The 15970-nt window shown below is 66.7% G+C and carries 16 protein-coding genes; 8 read left to right on the forward strand and 8 right to left on the reverse strand.

Annotated elements, in window-relative coordinates; all coding sequences use genetic code 11:
* Window positions 1-10: 10 nt before the first annotated feature.
* On the reverse strand, window positions 11-1177 hold the full coding sequence (locus tag LPA45_RS24810) for a thiolase domain-containing protein (protein WP_116318815.1): 1167 nt from the start codon (window positions 1175-1177) through the stop codon (window positions 11-13).
* A 38-nt stretch (window positions 1178-1215) separates the two neighbouring features.
* The gene (locus LPA45_RS24815) at window positions 1216-1674 is read right to left on the reverse strand and encodes a MaoC family dehydratase (RefSeq protein WP_116318816.1); all 459 of its coding nucleotides are present in this window, start codon (window positions 1672-1674) and stop codon (window positions 1216-1218) included.
* Between the two features lie 273 nt (window positions 1675-1947).
* Between LPA45_RS24815 and LPA45_RS24820 the strand changes: the two genes are divergently transcribed.
* The gene (locus LPA45_RS24820) at window positions 1948-2871 is read left to right on the forward strand and encodes a LysR family transcriptional regulator (protein WP_116318817.1); all 924 of its coding nucleotides are present in this window, start codon (window positions 1948-1950) and stop codon (window positions 2869-2871) included.
* Window positions 2872-2879: 8 nt separating this feature from the next.
* On the opposite strand, the gene LPA45_RS24825 is transcribed toward LPA45_RS24820, so the two are convergent.
* Window positions 2880-3398, reverse strand: coding sequence for an Lrp/AsnC family transcriptional regulator (locus tag LPA45_RS24825; RefSeq protein ID WP_116318818.1), 519 nt, complete (start codon window positions 3396-3398; stop codon window positions 2880-2882).
* Window positions 3399-3571: 173 nt separating this feature from the next.
* Between LPA45_RS24825 and mdeB the strand changes: the two genes are divergently transcribed.
* Window positions 3572-6283 carry an alpha-ketoglutarate dehydrogenase gene (mdeB, locus tag LPA45_RS24830; RefSeq protein WP_116318819.1) on the forward strand — a complete coding sequence of 904 codons (2712 nt, stop codon included), beginning with the start codon at window positions 3572-3574 and terminating at the stop codon, window positions 6281-6283.
* Between the two features lie 140 nt (window positions 6284-6423).
* Here mdeB and LPA45_RS24835 read toward each other — a convergent pair whose 3' ends face one another.
* Window positions 6424-6861 carry a MerR family transcriptional regulator gene (locus LPA45_RS24835; protein WP_116318820.1) on the reverse strand — a complete coding sequence of 146 codons (438 nt, stop codon included), beginning with the start codon at window positions 6859-6861 and terminating at the stop codon, window positions 6424-6426.
* Between the two features lie 127 nt (window positions 6862-6988).
* On the opposite strand from LPA45_RS24835, the gene LPA45_RS24840 reads away from it, so the two are divergent.
* The 6 genes from LPA45_RS24840 to LPA45_RS24865 all read left to right on the forward strand — a co-directional run bounded on the left by LPA45_RS24840 (window position 6989) and on the right by LPA45_RS24865 (window position 11557).
* Complete coding sequence (locus tag LPA45_RS24840; protein ID WP_116318821.1) at window positions 6989-7204, forward strand: DUF2188 domain-containing protein; 216 nt, start codon at window positions 6989-6991, stop codon at window positions 7202-7204.
* A gap of 84 nt (window positions 7205-7288) precedes the next feature.
* Window positions 7289-7477 carry a DUF1214 domain-containing protein gene (locus tag LPA45_RS24845; protein WP_367395118.1) on the forward strand — a complete coding sequence of 63 codons (189 nt, stop codon included), beginning with the start codon at window positions 7289-7291 and terminating at the stop codon, window positions 7475-7477.
* 90 nt (window positions 7478-7567) lie between these two features.
* Complete coding sequence (locus LPA45_RS24850) at window positions 7568-8413, forward strand: TauD/TfdA family dioxygenase (RefSeq protein ID WP_116318822.1); 846 nt, start codon at window positions 7568-7570, stop codon at window positions 8411-8413.
* 32 nt (window positions 8414-8445) lie between these two features.
* Window positions 8446-9504, forward strand: a complete 1059-nt coding sequence (locus LPA45_RS24855; protein WP_116318823.1) for a 3-keto-5-aminohexanoate cleavage protein — start codon at window positions 8446-8448, stop codon at window positions 9502-9504.
* 66 nt (window positions 9505-9570) lie between these two features.
* Window positions 9571-10572, forward strand: coding sequence for a tripartite tricarboxylate transporter substrate binding protein (locus LPA45_RS24860; RefSeq protein WP_116318824.1), 1002 nt, complete (start codon window positions 9571-9573; stop codon window positions 10570-10572).
* A gap of 13 nt (window positions 10573-10585) precedes the next feature.
* A complete protein-coding gene (locus tag LPA45_RS24865; protein WP_116318825.1) occupies window positions 10586-11557 on the forward strand; it encodes a zinc-binding dehydrogenase in 972 nt (323 codons plus the stop codon).
* On the opposite strand, the gene LPA45_RS24870 is transcribed toward LPA45_RS24865, so the two are convergent.
* The 4 genes from LPA45_RS24870 to LPA45_RS24885 all read right to left on the reverse strand — a co-directional run bounded on the left by LPA45_RS24870 (window position 11544) and on the right by LPA45_RS24885 (window position 15966).
* Window positions 11544-12623, reverse strand: coding sequence for an AraC family transcriptional regulator (locus LPA45_RS24870; RefSeq protein WP_317923238.1), 1080 nt, complete (start codon window positions 12621-12623; stop codon window positions 11544-11546). The two genes, LPA45_RS24865 and LPA45_RS24870, sit on opposite strands and share 14 nt — an antisense overlap.
* Before the next feature lie 174 nt (window positions 12624-12797).
* On the reverse strand, window positions 12798-13937 hold the full coding sequence (locus LPA45_RS24875; protein ID WP_317923237.1) for a porin: 1140 nt from the start codon (window positions 13935-13937) through the stop codon (window positions 12798-12800).
* Window positions 13938-14134: 197 nt separating this feature from the next.
* Complete coding sequence (locus LPA45_RS24880) at window positions 14135-14635, reverse strand: aromatic-ring-hydroxylating dioxygenase subunit beta (RefSeq protein ID WP_317923236.1); 501 nt, start codon at window positions 14633-14635, stop codon at window positions 14135-14137.
* Window positions 14632-15966 (reverse strand): aromatic ring-hydroxylating dioxygenase subunit alpha, encoded by a 1335-nt coding sequence (locus tag LPA45_RS24885; protein ID WP_317923257.1) that lies wholly within the window; start codon window positions 15964-15966, stop codon window positions 14632-14634. The genes LPA45_RS24880 and LPA45_RS24885 overlap by 4 nt, the downstream gene beginning before the upstream one ends.
* Window positions 15967-15970: the final 4 nt, after the last annotated feature.

Genomic DNA, 15970 nt, shown 5'->3' on the forward strand with positions numbered 1-15970 from the left:
CGATCGTTCATTATTCGCGCTCGAGGATCAGGGTGGCGCTGCCGTGGCGCGAGCCCAGGTAGCCGCCGGTGCCTTGCGCCAGCGCCAGGTCGCAGTTCTTCACCTGCACCGCCGGATGCGCTTCGCCGCGCAACTGGCGCACCGCCTCGATCACCTTGGTGATGCCGCCGCGGTTGGCCGGGTGGTTGTTGCACAGGCCGCCGCCATCGGTATTGAACGGCAGCTTGCCGACGCCCGAGATCAGGTTGCCGTCGGCCACGAACTTGCCGCCCTCGCCCTTCTTGCAGAAGCCCAGGTCTTCCAGCTGCATCAGCACGGTGATGGTGAAGCTGTCGTAGATCGAGGCGTACTTGATGTCGGCCGGGGTCACGCCGGCTTCCGCGAATGCGGCCGCGCCGGAGAACTTCGCACCCGACCAGCTCAGGTCGACCTCGCCGCCCAGCTGGCCCTTGACGTATTCGCCGGCGCCGACGATCTTCACCTTCGGACGCTTGAGCGTCGCCGCGATCTCGGGCCGCGCCACGATCAGCGCGCCGCCGCCGTCCGACACCACGCAGCAGTCGAGCTTGTGCAGCGGGTCGGCGATCATCGGCGAGTTCAGCACGTCCTCCACCGTCACGACATCGCGCAGCATCGCATGCGGGTTGTACTGCGCGTGGTGCGACGCCGCCACCTTGACCCATGCCAGTTGCTCGGGCGTGGTGCCGTACTCGTACATATGGCGCATCGCGACCATCGCGTACAAGTTGACGGTGACGGGATTGAACGGCGCCTCGAACGGCGCGTCCGGCAGGTTGGCGCCCCAGTTGCGCGCCTGCGTGCCGGTCGAGCCTTCCGAGCGCGGCCGGCCGGCCAGCGTGATCAGCGCCACATTGCATTTGCCGGCTGCAATGGCCTGCGCCGCGTGCGAGACATGCACCAGGTAAGCAGAACCACCGGTGTCGGTGGAATCCACATGGCGCACCTTCAGGCCGAGGTAGTCGATCATGTTGGTGGCGCCCAGCCCCGGCGCATCGCCGGCGCAGAAATAGCCGTCCACGTCCGACAGCGACAGGCCGGCATCGGCCAGCGCGCCGCGCGCGGATTCCGCGTGCAGCTGCGCCACCGACTTGTCCGGCGCCTTGCGGGTCGGGTGCTCGTAGGCCCCGACGATATATGCCTTGCCTTTGATGCTCATGGGAGTCTCGTCTTGCTTGGGATTGATATTGGGTAAATTCAGAAGCGCATCTGCACCAGCCAGATCGCCACCATGGCCGGCCGCTCGCTGCCTTCGACCTGCATCTCTACTTTCCAGTGACAGCGCACTTCGCCGGGGCGGACATCGTCGAGCTGCTGCAGCGTGAACGCGCCGCGCACGCGCGCGCCGGCCGGCACCGGGCCGGTGAAGCGCAGCCGGTCGAAGCCATAGTTCAGCGCCAGCTTGCGGCCCGGGAAGGCAAAGCACTGCCCGAACGCCGCCGACACCATCGACAGGATCAGGAAGGCGTGCGCAACCGTGCAGCCGTACGGCGAATCCGCCGCGGCGCGCTCGGGGTCCACGTAGATCCACTGCCGGTCATGGGTCAGCTCGGCAAAGGTATCGATGGCGCCCTGCCCGATGGGGAAATACTCGCTCACCACGGCCGGCGCGGCGCAAAGCGCACGCAGGTCGTCGAGCGATGCAATGCTGTGCATGAGGCTCCTGTCGGTCCGGGTCTCGCTGGATGCGATCGGCGCGATCGACCCAAGCGGGCGGCTGTCTCCGTTTCGTTCTTGCTGCCGAATCTTGCTGCCGATCTTGCTGCCATAGCGCGGCTTGCGATTGAGTGTAGCGACGCCGCCGAAGCAGCGTCCAATATCGTTTCCCGCGCGATCGATAAGCAGCGTTTATCGACCCCCCCGGCGCGCGCGGTTGCCCGGCGGGCGCGGGGCGCACTAAGATGTGGCTCCCGCACCCCCGCTGACCCCATGGAACTGCGCCGCATCCGGCACTTCGTCGTGCTGGCCGAGACCCTTAATTTCCGCCGCGCGGCAGAACGCCTGCATATCGCCCAGCCCGCGCTGACAGTCTCGATCCAGAAGCTCGAGTCGGAACTCGACGCCACCCTGTTCGTGCGCGAGCCGCGCGGCGTCACGCTGACCGAGACCGGCCGCGCCGCGCTGGCCGAGGCCCGGCGCATCCTGTTCCATGCCGGCCAGTTCAGCGAACTGGTGCAGTCGGCCAGCAGTGGCATGGCCGGCACCTTGCGCGTCGGCTTTGTCGGCACCACTACGTCGCACCTGCTGCCGCGGCTGGTGACGCGCTTTCGCAATGAATACCCCGGCGTCGAGCTGGTGCTGCGCGAAGCCACCTCGACCCGCATCATGCAGTGGCTGGAGGACGAGGCCCTGGACGTGGGCCTGGTGCGCACGCCGTTGCTGACGCCGGGCAACACTGCGCTGGCGCTGCTGGAGCGCGACCGCTTTGTCGCCGCCCTGCCGCGCAGCCATCCGCTGGCGGGCAAGCCGTCACTGACGCTGGCCGACCTGGCGCAGGAGCGCTTTGTCATGTACGAGCAGGGCGAAGCCTCCGGCCTGCGCAGCGCCGCGCTGTCGGCATGCCAGATGGCGGGCTTCCAGCCGCGCGTCACGCAAGAGGCCACGCAGGTACAGACCGTGCTGGCGCTGGTGGAAAGCGGGCTGGGCGTGGCGCTGGTGCCGTCGATCATGCAGCGCTTCGCCAACGACCGCATGGTGATCCGCGACCTGGCCGGCTACCCGGATGGCGCCAGCATCGGACTCGCCCTCACCTGGCTGCCGGCGCACGACAGCCCGGTGGTACGGCATTTCCGTGAGGTGGCGTTGTCGGAGTTCGCGGTGGATGGCGCGGACGAGGGGCGTGACGCGCGCTAGCCTGCAGGCTACTCGCCCTCTTCTTCCGCCACGCTCAACGTCAATCCCCCCGCCGGCAGCGGCAGCGCCGTCCGGTACCGCACCTGCTTCAGCGCGAAGCTCGACCGGATATTGGACACGCCCGGGATCTTGGTCAGCTGCTCCAGGATAAAGCGCTCCAGGCTCTGCATGCTGGGCACGACCACGCGCAGCAGGTAGTCAGCGTCGCCGGTCATCAGGTAGCACTCCATCACCTCGGGTCGCTTGTCGATGGCCGCCTCGAAGCGGCGCAGCGCGTCTTCCACCTGCTTTTCCAGGCTGACCTGGATAAAGACGTTGATGCGCAGGCCCAGCGCCTCGGCATTCAGCAGCGTGACCTGCTGCTTGATCAGTCCCATTTTCTCCAGCGCCTTGACGCGGTTGAAGCAGGGCGTCGGCGACAGGTTCACGGCGCGCGCCAGCTCCGCATTGGTGATGCGGGCGTTCTGCTGCAGCTGGTTGAGGATGGCGATATCGATGCGATCGAGCCTGAGTGACGTTTCGTTCATGACGTAACAATTCCGGATTCATGCGGTTCTGGAGAATTTTTATACTGCGACAGCCCGTTCACGCAAGGTAATTCAGACACATTCTCTGCGGCTCAAGGGGTAATCTTGTTGGCATCGGCGGGCATTTCCCTGGCCTGCCACCACAGACATGGAAGACGGACAGGAGCGGTGCCATGACTAACCTGGCAAACGGTGTGCAATCGATGCTTGCGCTGCCCTCGGCCAACGAGGACAGCGATCCCCAGGAAACGCGCGAATGGCTGGACGCGCTCGAAGGCGTGCTGGCCCACGCCGGCAGCACGCGCGCCAGCTTCCTGCTGCAGCGCCTGGCCGCGCACGCCGCGGCGCAGGGCTTGCCGCCGCCCGCCGCCGGCCCGGGCGCCTATGTGAATACGATCCCGGTGCAGGCACAACCGCCCTACCCCGGCGACCTGGAAATCGAAGCCCGGCTGGGCGCCGCGCTGCGCTGGAACGCGCTGGCCATGGTGGTGCGCGCCAACCGCGCCTATGGCGAACTGGGCGGCCATATCGCCAGCTATGCCTCGGCGGCGGATCTGTTCGAAGTCGGTTTCAACCACTTCTTCCGCGCTGACGGCGCACAGGGTGACGCGCAAGGTGGGGACCTGGTCTATTTCCAGCCGCACTCGGCGCCTGGCGTCTATGCCCGCGCCTACCTGGAAGGGTTCCTCGACGAAACGCACCTGCAGCACTACCGGCGCGAGATCGACGGCCCGGGCCTGTGCTCCTACCCGCATCCCTGGCTGATGCCAGACTTCTGGCAGTTCCCGACCGGGTCGATGGGGATCGGCCCCATCAATTCGATCTACCAGGCGCGCTTCATGCGCTACCTGCAGAACCGCGGCCTGCAGCCGGTGTCCTCGCGCAAGGTCTGGGGCTTCTTCGGCGACGGCGAAATGGACGAGCCCGAGTCGATCGGGGCATTGTCGCTCGCCGCGCGCGAGCAGCTCGACAACCTGGTGTTCGTCATCAACTGCAACCTGCAGCGGCTCGACGGCCCGGTGCGCGGCAACGGCCGCATCGTCGATGAACTCGAAGCGCTGTTCGCCGGCGCCGGCTGGAACGTGATCAAGGTGCTGTGGGGCTCGGACTGGGATGAGCTGTTCGCCCGCGACCGCTCCGGCGCGCTGGTGCGTGCCTTCGCGCAGACCGTCGACGGCCAGTTCCAGACCTTCTCGGCCAACGACGGTGCCTATAACCGCGAGCACTTCTTCCAGCAGAACCCCGAGCTCGCCGCACTCGCCGCGCACCTGAGCAACGACGATATCGACCGCCTGCGCCGCGGCGGCCATGACCTGCGCAAGCTGCACGCCGCCTACGCGCGCGCCATGGGCCACCGCGGCCAGCCGACCGTGATCCTGGCGAAGACCATGAAGGGTTTTGGCATGGGCACGGCAGGCCAGGGGCGCATGACGACGCACCAGCAGAAAAAGCTGGAACTGGAGGACCTGAAGGCCTTCCGCGACCGCTTCCAGCTGCCGCTGTCGGACGACGACGTCGCCAACCTGCGCTTCTACAAACCCGCCGACGACAGCCCGGAGATGCGCTACCTGCACGCGCGCCGGGCCGCGCTCGGCGGCTACCTGCCGCGGCGCCGGCAGGCCGCCACGACCGCGCTCACGGTGCCGCCGTCCGGCCAGTGGGCCGGCTTCGCGCTGGCCGCGGACGGCAAGGAGATGTCGACCACCATGGCCGTGGTGCGCATGCTCGGCAGCCTGCTCAAGGACGCCGCGCTCGGGCCGCGCATCGTGCCGGTGGTCGCTGACGAGGCGCGCACCTTCGGCATGGCCAACCTGTTCCGGCAGGTCGGCATCTATTCGCCGCTGGGCCAGCGCTATGAGCCGGAAGACCTGGGTTCGATGCTGTACTACCGCGAATCCACCGGCGGGCAGATCCTGGAAGAAGGCATCTCCGAAGCCGGCGCGATCTCGTCATGGATCGCCGCGGCCACCGCGTACAGCGTGCACGACCTGCCGATGCTGCCGTTCTACATCTACTACTCGATGTTCGGCTTCCAGCGCATCGGCGACCTGATCTGGGCCGCTGCCGACCAGCGCGCCCGTGGCTTCCTGATCGGCGCCACCTCGGGCAAGACCACGCTCGGCGGCGAGGGGCTGCAGCACCAGGACGGCACCAGCCACCTGGCGGCGTCGACCATCCCCAACTGCCGCGCGTGGGATCCCGCCTTTGCCTATGAAGTGGCGGCGATCGTGGAGCACGGCATGCGCGAGATGGGCGAGCAGCAGCGCGACGTCTTCTACTACATCACCGTCGGCAACGAGAACTATGCGCAGCCGTCCATGCCGCAGGCGGCCGATGCCGTGCGCGACGGCATCCTGAAGGGCATGTATTCGCTCACGCCGGACCGGCGCGATGCCAGCCAGGTCAACCTGCTTGGCGCGGGCGCCATCCTGCCCGAGGTGATCGCCGCCGCGCGCCTGCTTGAAGACGACTGGGGCGTGGTGGCGCAGGTGTGGAGCGTGACCAGCTTTACCGAGCTGCAGCGCGACGCGATCGCCGTGGAACGCAGCAACCGCTTGAACGAAGAGCATGCCCGCTCGTATGTCGAAACGCTGCTGGTCGGGTCAAACGGCCCGGTGATCGCCGCCACCGACTATGTGCGCGCGGTGCCAGAGCTGATCCGCGCATGCGTGCCGGCGCGCTACGTGACGCTGGGCACCGACGGCTTCGGGCGCAGCGATACGCGCCAGGCATTGCGCGCGTTCTTCGAGGTGGACCGGCATTCCGTGGTGGTGGCGGCGCTGCGGGCGCTGGCGGATGACGGCAAGTTGTCTCCCGATGTCGTGCGCGCGGCGCGCGAGCGCTACGGCAAGTCGGGAGACAAGGCCGCGGCGTGGCAGGTCTGACGCGCCGCATGCCCGCTGGCGCTACGCTGCCATTGCCAGCGCCAGCTCACTGCCCCTGATATTGGCGACCGGCCCCCGGGATCGCGCTGTCGAATGCCGGCGGCGCGCGCCTGGCTGCGTCGACAAAGCCCGCCCCCCGGTCACTGATGCCGCAATGGCGCGACACGCGCGTTTTCTGGCCTGGTGTTCGTCGACAACGTGTCGATCAAGGGACAACAACTCTCCGTGCCATTGGCGCGGCATTGCCCGATCAGGTTCTTCAGTTCCGCTCGCATTCGTCGCAACTCCTTCAGCCTTTCCTCCACCAGACCAAGCTTTTGCTCGGCCAGCACGCGGGCCGTGTTGCACTTGCCATGGTTCTGATGGAGCAGTACCCGGACTTCTTCCAGCGTGAACCCTAGCGACTGGGCCTGGCGGATGAAATGGAGCCGCTGCAGGCTCTGTTCCGAGTAATGGCGAATCGTGCCAAAGGCGCGCTCCGGCACCGGCAGCAGCCCGCACCGATGGTAGTAGCGTACCGTCTCCACGCCGACCCCGGCCGCCTTGGCCAGCTTCCCGATCGTCAGTGTTTGCTCCATCCCTTGACTCCGTACCATGGTACGGACCTAGGCTATGCCTAAACCGCACTTTAGGGAAGGAGGATTGCATTTCGACCGCAGAACGACAGCGGCCGCCATACGCAGCGGTAACTCTTGAAAGGTCAGTATGCAATCGCGGATCATTCGCGTTCTACCCGCGGAAGTCGGTTGGGCGTTGGAATTCAGCGGCCTCGATATCAAGCCCCAAAAATATTCGACCATGGAAGCGGCAATTGCCGCGGGCTGGAATCTGGCGATGCGACAGAACGCTGAATTGCACATCCATCGCCATGACGGGGAGGTGCACTTGCGCAGCGCGTGCGGCGATACGCAACGCTCGTGATCCAGCCCCGTGTGTTGATCGCCATACCACCTGCCGGCCGATGCGATTTATCCGGCGGCACGCGTTGACAGCGGCGGCAAGCCGCTGGACGGCGCCCGCAGATACGTCCTGCATTTCGACAAGGAATCCCTTCCTCCGGCGAATGCATTCTGGTCGCTGACGACCCTCCTCGTTCATTCCTGGCGGCAATGGGCTGCCCCCGGCGCCTTGCGGAGCGCAGCACAGGCGAGTGCGCGCCACATGTCCCAAATTGACAAACGAATGTCCCAGTAAAGCAAGCGAGCACCCTTCGATCCGCCGATACTCCATTCCCAAGCAGGCAAGGACCTGCGCGCAGATCCACCAAACTGCAGGAGACTGGAAATGGAGATCAGGCAGATCACCCCCGCCATCGGCGCCGAAATCAAGGGCATCCATCTCGGCGACGCGGCGCGCGACCCGGCGCTCTTCGCCGACATCAAGGCAGCGCTGCTCAGGCACCGCGTACTCTTCTTCCGCAAGCAGGACATCACGCGTGCCGAGCACGTGGCCTTCGCCAGCGCCTTCGGCAAGCTGGAAGACCATCCCGTAGTCGGCAGCGACCCCGACCATCCGGGCCTGGTGCGGGTCTACCGCAGCGACAACCCGCACAGCTACGAGAACAACTACCATTGCGACGGCCTCTGGCGCCCGAACCCGGCCATGGGCGCGGTACTGCGCTGCATCGAATGTCCCGAGATTGGCGGCGACACCATCTGGGTCAACATGGTGAAGGCCTACGAGGAACTGCCGGACGACATCAAGGCGAAGGTCGATGGCCTGCGCGCCCGCGCCAGTATCGAGCAGAGCTTCGGTGCGGTCATGACGCCCGAGGCGCGCGCCAAGCTGGCGCAGGACCATCCGCCGGTAGAGCATCCGGTCGTGCGCACGCATCCGGAAACCGGGGAAAAGGTGCTGTTCGTCGGTGCAGGCTTCTCCACCTACTTCACCAACTACGCCACACCGGCCAACGTGCGTCACGGCATCGACAAGGCGCCCGGCGCGGCCCTGCTGCTCAGCTACCTGATCAGCCGCGCCACCATCCCCGAATACCAGGTGCGCTGGTCATGGCAGCAGGGCGATATCGCCGTGTGGGACAACCGCTGCACGCAGCACTACGCGCTCAACGACTACTTTCCCGCGCCGCGCAAGATGGAGCGCGCAGCCATCGTCGGCGACATCCCCTACTGAACCGAAGCCGCCTTCCGAACCGGAGACTCCCCATGAACTTCCTCGATGGCCACCTCTTTCCCGAAAACCAGCAGCCGCTGATCATCACGGCCGCACCCTATGCCCCCGGCTGGCAGCCTTCCGATTTCCCCGAAGACATTCCGGTCACCATGGAGGCACAGATCCAGAAGGCCGTGGACTGCTACAACGCCGGCGCCACCGTGCTGCACCTGCATGTGCGGGAACTGGACGGCAAGGGCTCCAAGCGCCTGTCCAAGTTCAACGAACTGATTTCCGGCGTGCGCGCCGCGGTGCCCGACATGATCATCCAGGTGGGCGGCTCGATCTCCTTCGCGCCGGAGGATGAAGGGCAGGCCGCCAAGTGGCTGTCGGACGACACCCGCCACATGCTGGCCGACCTGGACCCCACGCCGGACCAGGTCACGGTGACGGTCAACACCTCGCAGATGAACGTCACCGATCATGCGGAAGACGCTGACTTCAAGGGCACCTCGCGCGAAGACATGGCGCTCTTCGACGCCTACAAGAACATGACGGTGCCCGCCAATCCCGGCTGGGTCGAGGAACACGTGCGCCGCCTGACTGCCGCCGGCATCCAGAGCGAATTCCAGTGCTACAACATCAACAGCCTGGAGTCGGTGGAGCGGCTGGTGCGGCGCGGCTTCTACAAGGGCCCGCTGAACATAAACTGGGTAGCAATCGGCGGCGGCATGGACACGCCCAGCGTCTACAGCCTCGCCAACTTCATGCGCGCGGTGCCGGACGGCGCCGTGGTGACGGTCGAGAGCAATGTGCGCAATGTGCTGCCGGTCAATACCATGGGTATTGCGATGGGCTTGCACGTGCGCTGCGGCACCGAGGACGTGCTGTGGAACCCGCGCCGCACGGCGAAGCAGGGAAGCGTGGACCAGATCGAGCAACTCGTGCGCATCTCCCGCGAACTGGGCCGTGACATCGCCACCGCCAAGGAGGCACGCGAGATCTGCCGGATCGGCGTGTTCTACGACACGGTGGAAGAGTCGCTGCAGGCCAACGGCTTCGCGCCCAACCGCAACGGCGGTACCCAGGGCTTCCTGCGCAAGACCCAGTAAGCCGCACTCCCCCGCTGACACGGCCCGCCAACAGGGCCGAGGGGACACAGAGAAACGGAGACAGTCATGAAACGCTTCCCCCACACCTCGCGCCGCGCGGTTGTGCTCACGCTTGCCCTCGGCGCGCTGCTGCCTGCCGCCCAGGCCGTGCGCGCCGCCCCGGCCACTGACTGGCCGACCAAGCCGGTGCGGATCCTCGTGGGCGCGCCCCCCGGCGGCACCGCGGACATCCTCGCACGGCTCTTTGCCCATGAGCTGCAACGCCCGCTCGGGCAGTCCGTGATCGTCGACTACAAGGCCGGCGCGGCGGGAACCATCGCCGTGCAGGGCCTGCTGTCCGCGCCGCGCGACGGCTATACCTTGCTGCTGATCCAGAAGGGCATCGCCTCGGAGGTGCCGCAAGCCATCAAGGTGTCCTACGACCCGTTCAAGGACATCGTCCCGCTGGTGCAGCTCACGCGCCAGGGCCTGGTCCTCGTCGGCAATCCCGGCCTTCCCGCAAAGAACCTCGCCGAGCTGGTCACGTACGTCAAGGCGAACCCGGGCAAGGTCGACATCGCGAACTTCGGCATTGGCCTGCGTGGCCACACCATCGGCGTGCAGTTCAACCGGCTGGCCGGCCTCGACACCGGCGCGGTGAGCTACAAGGGCTCCCCCCCGGCCCTGCAGGACATCATGGGAGGACAGGTTCCGCTGATGTTCGACGGTCCGGCGACGTCCATGCCGTTTATCAAGGCGGGCAAGCTGCGGGCCTATGCGGTGGCCTTCCCGCGGCGGATCGCCGCGCTGCCGAACGTTCCCACCTTTGCCGAACTGGGCTATCCGGACCTCAGCGAGGTTGGCTGGATGGGGCTGTGGGCGGCGCCAGGCGTACCGCCGGCGGTAGTCGCCAAGGTGCGCGAGGCCACGCTCGCTGCCATGCAATCGCCCACGCTGCGGCGCAAGCTCGAAGAGCTGGGCATGGAGACCGGCACGGCGGCCACGCCCGAAGAACTGGCCAAAGACGTACGCGAGTCCTACGAACGCCAGGGCAAGCTGCTGCGCTCGATTCAGTTCAAGCCGGAATGACACAGGAGACAGCATGAAAGCAGTACGAGTACTACCGGGCGCGGAAGGTGGCCAGCTGGCCGTGCAGGATATCCCCACGCCGCAACCCGGCCCTGGCGAGGTGCTGGTGCGGGTGCGCGCATCGGGCATCAACTATGGCGAAATCAAGTACATGCGGGAACACCGCACCGGTGCCCCGATGACGGCCGGCGTGGAGTTCGCGGGCGAGGTCGCCAGCATCGGCGAGCAGGTCCAAGGCTGGCGCGAAGGCGACCGGGTGATGGGCCATGGCCGTGGCTGTCACGCACAGTACGTGGTCGCGGCGCCGCTGGCGCTGATGCCAGTGCCGCCGGAGGTATCGTGGGCCGACGCAGCCGCATTCCCCAATGTGTTCATCACCGCCCATGACGCGCTGGTCAGCAACGGCGAGCTCAAGGCCGGCGAGACAGTCTTCATCAACGGCGCCTCGGGCGGGGTCGGCATGGCCGCGGTGATGGCCGCCTCCGCGCTCGGCGCGAAGGTGATCGCTTCCTCGCGCTCGGCGGCCAAGCTGGAGCGGCTGGCAGGCTATGGCGTCGATGTCGGCGTCAATGCGTCGTGCGAATCGCAGGTCGAGGCCATCATGGCAGCCACCGACGGGCGTGGCGTCGACGTCATCATCGATACCATTGGCGGCACGGTCTTCGAAGACCACATCAAGAGCCTGGCGGTAAAGGGCCGGCTGGTGAACCTGGCGCGGCTGGGTGGTTCCAGCACTGCCCAGGTCGATCTCAACCTGCTGTGGCATAACCGGCTGAAGCTGATGGGCGCCACCTTCCGCACGCGCACCGAGGCCGAACGCCTTGAATGCGTGCAGGCCTGCGCGCGCGACCTGATGCCCTTCTTCCGCGAAGGCAAGCTGCGCCTGCCGATCGACCGCACCTTCCCCATGGATGCGATCGGCGAAGCCTATGCCTACATCGAACGCAGCCAGCATATGGGCAAGATCGTGCTTATTGCCGACTGACGCTTCCCGTGCGGCGGCGCCCCGGGCCGGCGCGTCCCGTTGCCGCCTGGTCGCCCGAACTGGCCACCTGCGAGCGCCATTGCGTGACGCTGCAGCCAAAGCTGGCGCGGAACCAGTGGCTGAAACTGCTCTGGGTCGAGAATCCCAGCAGTCCCGCGATCTCGCCGAGCGGCAGGTCGCTCTCTTGCAGGTGCCGCTTCACCAGTTCGGTACGGACCTCGTCGAGCAAGGCGGAGAAGGTCAGCCCATCGACGATGAGATGGCGATGCAGCGTGCGGCGGTCCACGCGAAGATGTCGCGCCACCTGCTGGGCGGTACAGCGCCCGCCGGGCAGCAGCGCCATGATCAGCTCGCGGCACGCCTCGCGCATGCCCTCGCCGCGCTGCCGCAGCGACGTCTCAAGATAGTCGCGCGCCAGCTGGATGGCGCCGGAATTGTCGGGCGTGCGCGGTTTGTCCAGGTCGGCCGCGGCGCAGACCATGCCATTGAATGGCTGGTTGAACATCGGGTTGCGGCCGAAGAAGGCACGGTGCGCCGCCATATCCGCCGGCGGCCGGTGCGTAAAGCAGACCTGCTGCGGCCGCCACTGCGGCCCGATCAGCTCGCACAGGATCCGGAACATCATTGCCACGCTCAACTCCATCGCCTGCCGCGTCGCCGGGCCCGGACCGGGCAGCAGGTCTTCGCGGATGACCACGGTCTGGCCGGTCTCTTCGATGCGCATGACCAGCGAGGTGCTGATCAGCTTCAGGTAGCGGCACAAGGCATCGAGCGCCTGCCGCGGCGATGGCTCCTCCTTCAGCACCAGGCTGATCGGCCCCAGGTTGGAAAACGTACGGCGCGCCGCCAGCCGCAGCGCAAAATCCTCCGTGCCGGTGGCGCTGGCGGCGAGTTCCAGCAACTCGCGCAGCGCCTGGCTGGGGATCAGCGCCTGCGGGTCCCTGAGCAGCCGCGCGGACAGCCCGGCCTTGCGCAGCAAGGCGCCCGGATCGTGCCCGAGCGACTCCGTCAATTCGATGAAGCCGCTCAGGCTGGCGCTGCGGACAAGTCTTCCGACGTTTTGCATGGCGAGGGCCCGGCGCGCGGGGACTGCGCCGGGGCGTTCGTGTGAGGCGATGGGGGCGCTGCGCGACGGGGGTCGCGCATGCGGGTGCGTGCAGTATGCCTCAAACGGAGGCCTGGGACCGGGTGGCGGCGCATGCGGACCTGCGGGGGACGCCGCACGGCGGTCCCGGCGCACTCAGAACTTGTGCCGGATACCCGTGACAAACACCAGCTGCCTGTCGTTGCCCGACGGTGCGAACAGGTAGATGTCGGCTTTCGCCGACCGGGCGCGCTGGTAGACGCCGAAGGCGTAGATGTCCGTACGTTTGGAGAATGCGTAGTCAAGGCTGAGCTGGCCCATATGCCATTTCGGTCGGCTGTCCACGCCGCTGTAATCGCCGTCGGTGAATACATAGGCGGCGCCCAGCGTCAGTGCAGGCGTCAGGTTGTAGCTGAGGTTGACGTCATAGTTGTTCAACCGCAGGCCCGTGCCGTCCTGGTAGCGGTACCGGGCCGTGGTCACCATCGCATTGACGCGAGCCGCGCCAACACTGTAGCCGGCGGCAAGTCCCCCCACGCGTTGCCGCGCGACGCCCACGGCAGCAGACAGCGGGCTGGTGTGGAACAGGACAAACGGTGCGCCGGCATAGTCGTCGGTCACCGCGCCACCCGCGTTGTTGCTGGCGGCAAGGCCCGGACGGTCCAGCTGCATATAGGCTGCCGCCAGCTTCAGCGGACCGCTCGCATAGGTGGCGCCAAGGCTGTATGCGCGGTTGTTCGCCGCGCTGCCTGAATCGGACATCGCGTAGGCCGCTTCCGCCCGCAGGCCGCCCCAACCTGGCGTGACGTACTTGATCGCGTTGTTGTTCCGGAAGCTGCCGAACACGTTGTCGTTGTCGCCGATGTGCGCGGCCAGCCCGGCCGCCGCCACCGGGGCTGACATGCCATTGAGCGTATCGAAGACCGCATCGTACTGGCGCCCGAACGTGAGCGTGCCGTAGGCATCATGGCCAAAGCCGACGAATGCCTGGCGACCAAACAGCCGGCCGCCCTGTTGCAGCTTGCCGTCGTCAAGCGCAAAGCCACCTTCCAGCACGAAGAGCGCCCTGGCGCCACCGCCGAGGTCCTCGACGCCGCGCAAGCCCCACCGGTTGTTCTGCATCGTGCCGGGCACCATCTTTGTGGCCGCGTGCCCGCCTTCGTTGTTGACATAGGCCACGCCGACGGATAGCAGCCCGTACAGCGTCACCGCGTCCTGCGCGCGCACCGCGCCACTCAGGCCAAACGTGGTGCCGGCGCACAGCAGCGCCAGCCTCCGCTTCATATCGATTCCCATGACTTGTCTCCCCATATTTTTGTCAGCACGGCAGTCCGCGCGATTGCCCCTTTCGTCAATGCAGGGCAATGCAGGCGCGAGCGCGCCCCGTGCCCGGCGCGCGAGCACTTCTCTTTCACCGCATCCTGGATATGGCGACGCAGGCGCAAGGACGGCGAGTCCGGCTCAGGACCCGCCGTCAGCCGCGCCAGCGCGCCCTACATGAACAACCGGACCGAAGGCAGGGCCGCGTCGCAGTTCAGCAGGTTCACGCGCTTCTGTCGGATCTTCAGCACGCCGTCTTCCAATGCCAGCGTGTGCTCCGCGGTGCAGGCGTAGACCTGCTGTTCGTCGCCGCGCGTTTCCACGTAGATGTAGCGTGTGCGCGTCCGCCAGGCGTTCTCGTCATGGCGCAGCGACAGGACTTCCGGGCACTGCAGCACATGCAGGCAACGGCTTTCCGGCTGCAGCGAGAACGCACGCGGATTGCCCATGCGTTCGATGCGCAATTGCAGCAGCAGGCGGTCTTCATACATCAGCGAAGCGTGATCGATACCGTCCTGCTGGCCGGGAACGAGCGGAATCCAGTAAAGGCAGTCCTGCGCGAACAGCGCAAGCCACTCGTCGAAGCGCTTCTCGTCGATCAGCCGCGCTTCTTCATAGACCAGCGCGATCAGGTCGTCCCGGCCCGGCGGCGAGGTTTGCGGCAGCTTGCTCATGTCGTTTCTCCTGTCTGGGTTTCCGGCGCCATGTAGCGGGCCCACGCGCGGAACTGGTTGCGCATGGAGATCTCGCTGGTGCCATTGGCGGTGGTGTCATGCTGGCCGAGTTCGGCCGCATCGAAGTTGCGGTGCAGGCTGACCCATTCGTTGCCGCCGGCGCGCAGGCCCTCCTGCATCGAGCGATAGGCGTGCAGGTCGTCGTGGCCAACCACCGACATCGGCGAGTTGATCAGGCGCGTGTACACCAGCGTGCGCCGCAGCAGGTCTTCCGGCGCGCCCCTGGGCCGGAACGTCCATGACTCGACCACCGTCCGGTCCACCGCTACAGGCCGGACCACGCGGATCGCCTGGATCGCCCCCTTGATGGTCAGGCTCGGGTAGAAGATGGTGTTGTGGCGCACGGTGGAGAGGATTTCCGCCGCCCGCTCAGGCCCATAGCTTTCCGACATGCGCGCCTCGTACTCGGGCAGGCCGGCATAGTCGGCGTGCAGCGACACGCTGCCGACGCCCGTATAACTATGGCCGTTGTCGAATACCCTGACCCCCATCTCGTCGGAAAACGCGTAGCCGGACGTGAACGGCACCAGTTGCTCGATCACCATCGGCCTGGGCGCGTCCTCCGGCTTGTCCGCCCAGAGGTCCCTGGCCGTGCCGGCCGACGACTCATGGGCCACCATCGGGTGCATGGTGTCGTTCAGGTTCTCGACGAACATCTTCCAGTTGCAGTCGTGGGTGTAGCGCAGCACGCCGCCCGCGATCTCCAGCTGCCCGTCCGGCGCGCGCTCCACCATGTTGTCGATGGAGGACAGCGATTCGCCGAAGTATTCGCGGAAGCCAGGGCCCGCATCGGACAGCCGGGCGAAGACGAAGCCGCGGTAGTTCTCCACGTGGCGCAGCCCGCTCAGGCCCTGTCCGGCGGGGCAGGCGTCCAGGCTGGTGCCTGCGTAGCCCTGCCGCAGCGGGATCGACAGCAGCGTGCCATCGGTCTTGTAGGTCCATGCGTGGTACGGACAGCGGAAGAACCGGCCGGCATTGCCGCTGGGCTGCGAGACCAGCTTCGCGCCCTTGTGCGCGCACCGGTTGCGCAACACCTTCACCGCGCCGTCCGGCAGCCGCACCATGATGACCGGCTGCCCGGCGATATCGGCCGTGACGAAGTCACCTGCCGCCGGCACCTGGCTGTCGTGTCCCACATATATCCACGCCCGCGACCAGAGCCGCTCCATTTCCAGCGCGAACACCTCCTGGTCGATGTAGACGTCGCGGTGCACCTGCTGGTCCTGCACCAGCGCGCGCAACGCGCCGGCATCCTCCCGGTAATTGCCCATCTTG

Origin of the sequence: Cupriavidus sp. Agwp_2 (assembly GCF_040784895.1) — a bacterium.
Taxonomy (GTDB): Bacteria; Pseudomonadota; Gammaproteobacteria; order Burkholderiales; family Burkholderiaceae; genus Cupriavidus.

What these genes read in the sequence shown, in the direction of transcription:
- LPA45_RS24825 (WP_116318818.1), bottom strand. Translation starts at nt 3,398, where the DNA reads ATGAACGAAACGTCACTCAGGCTCGATCGCATCGATATCGCCATCCTC.
- LPA45_RS24835 (WP_116318820.1), bottom strand. Translation starts at nt 6,861, where the DNA reads ATGGAGCAAACACTGACGATCGGGAAGCTGGCCAAGGCGGCCGGGGTC.
- LPA45_RS24860 (WP_116318824.1), top strand. Translation starts at nt 9,571, where the DNA reads ATGAAACGCTTCCCCCACACCTCGCGCCGCGCGGTTGTGCTCACGCTT.
- LPA45_RS24820 (WP_116318817.1), top strand. Translation starts at nt 1,948, where the DNA reads ATGGAACTGCGCCGCATCCGGCACTTCGTCGTGCTGGCCGAGACCCTT.
- LPA45_RS24810 (WP_116318815.1), bottom strand. Translation starts at nt 1,177, where the DNA reads ATGAGCATCAAAGGCAAGGCATATATCGTCGGGGCCTACGAGCACCCG.
- mdeB (WP_116318819.1), top strand. Translation starts at nt 3,572, where the DNA reads ATGACTAACCTGGCAAACGGTGTGCAATCGATGCTTGCGCTGCCCTCG.
- LPA45_RS24870 (WP_317923238.1), bottom strand. Translation starts at nt 12,623, where the DNA reads ATGCAAAACGTCGGAAGACTTGTCCGCAGCGCCAGCCTGAGCGGCTTC.
- LPA45_RS24850 (WP_116318822.1), top strand. Translation starts at nt 7,568, where the DNA reads ATGGAGATCAGGCAGATCACCCCCGCCATCGGCGCCGAAATCAAGGGC.
- LPA45_RS24865 (WP_116318825.1), top strand. Translation starts at nt 10,586, where the DNA reads ATGAAAGCAGTACGAGTACTACCGGGCGCGGAAGGTGGCCAGCTGGCC.
- LPA45_RS24840 (WP_116318821.1), top strand. Translation starts at nt 6,989, where the DNA reads ATGCAATCGCGGATCATTCGCGTTCTACCCGCGGAAGTCGGTTGGGCG.
- LPA45_RS24885 (WP_317923257.1), bottom strand. Translation starts at nt 15,966, where the DNA reads ATGGGCAATTACCGGGAGGATGCCGGCGCGTTGCGCGCGCTGGTGCAG.
- LPA45_RS24855 (WP_116318823.1), top strand. Translation starts at nt 8,446, where the DNA reads ATGAACTTCCTCGATGGCCACCTCTTTCCCGAAAACCAGCAGCCGCTG.
- LPA45_RS24815 (WP_116318816.1), bottom strand. Translation starts at nt 1,674, where the DNA reads ATGCACAGCATTGCATCGCTCGACGACCTGCGTGCGCTTTGCGCCGCG.
- LPA45_RS24880 (WP_317923236.1), bottom strand. Translation starts at nt 14,635, where the DNA reads ATGAGCAAGCTGCCGCAAACCTCGCCGCCGGGCCGGGACGACCTGATC.
- LPA45_RS24875 (WP_317923237.1), bottom strand. Translation starts at nt 13,937, where the DNA reads ATGGGAATCGATATGAAGCGGAGGCTGGCGCTGCTGTGCGCCGGCACC.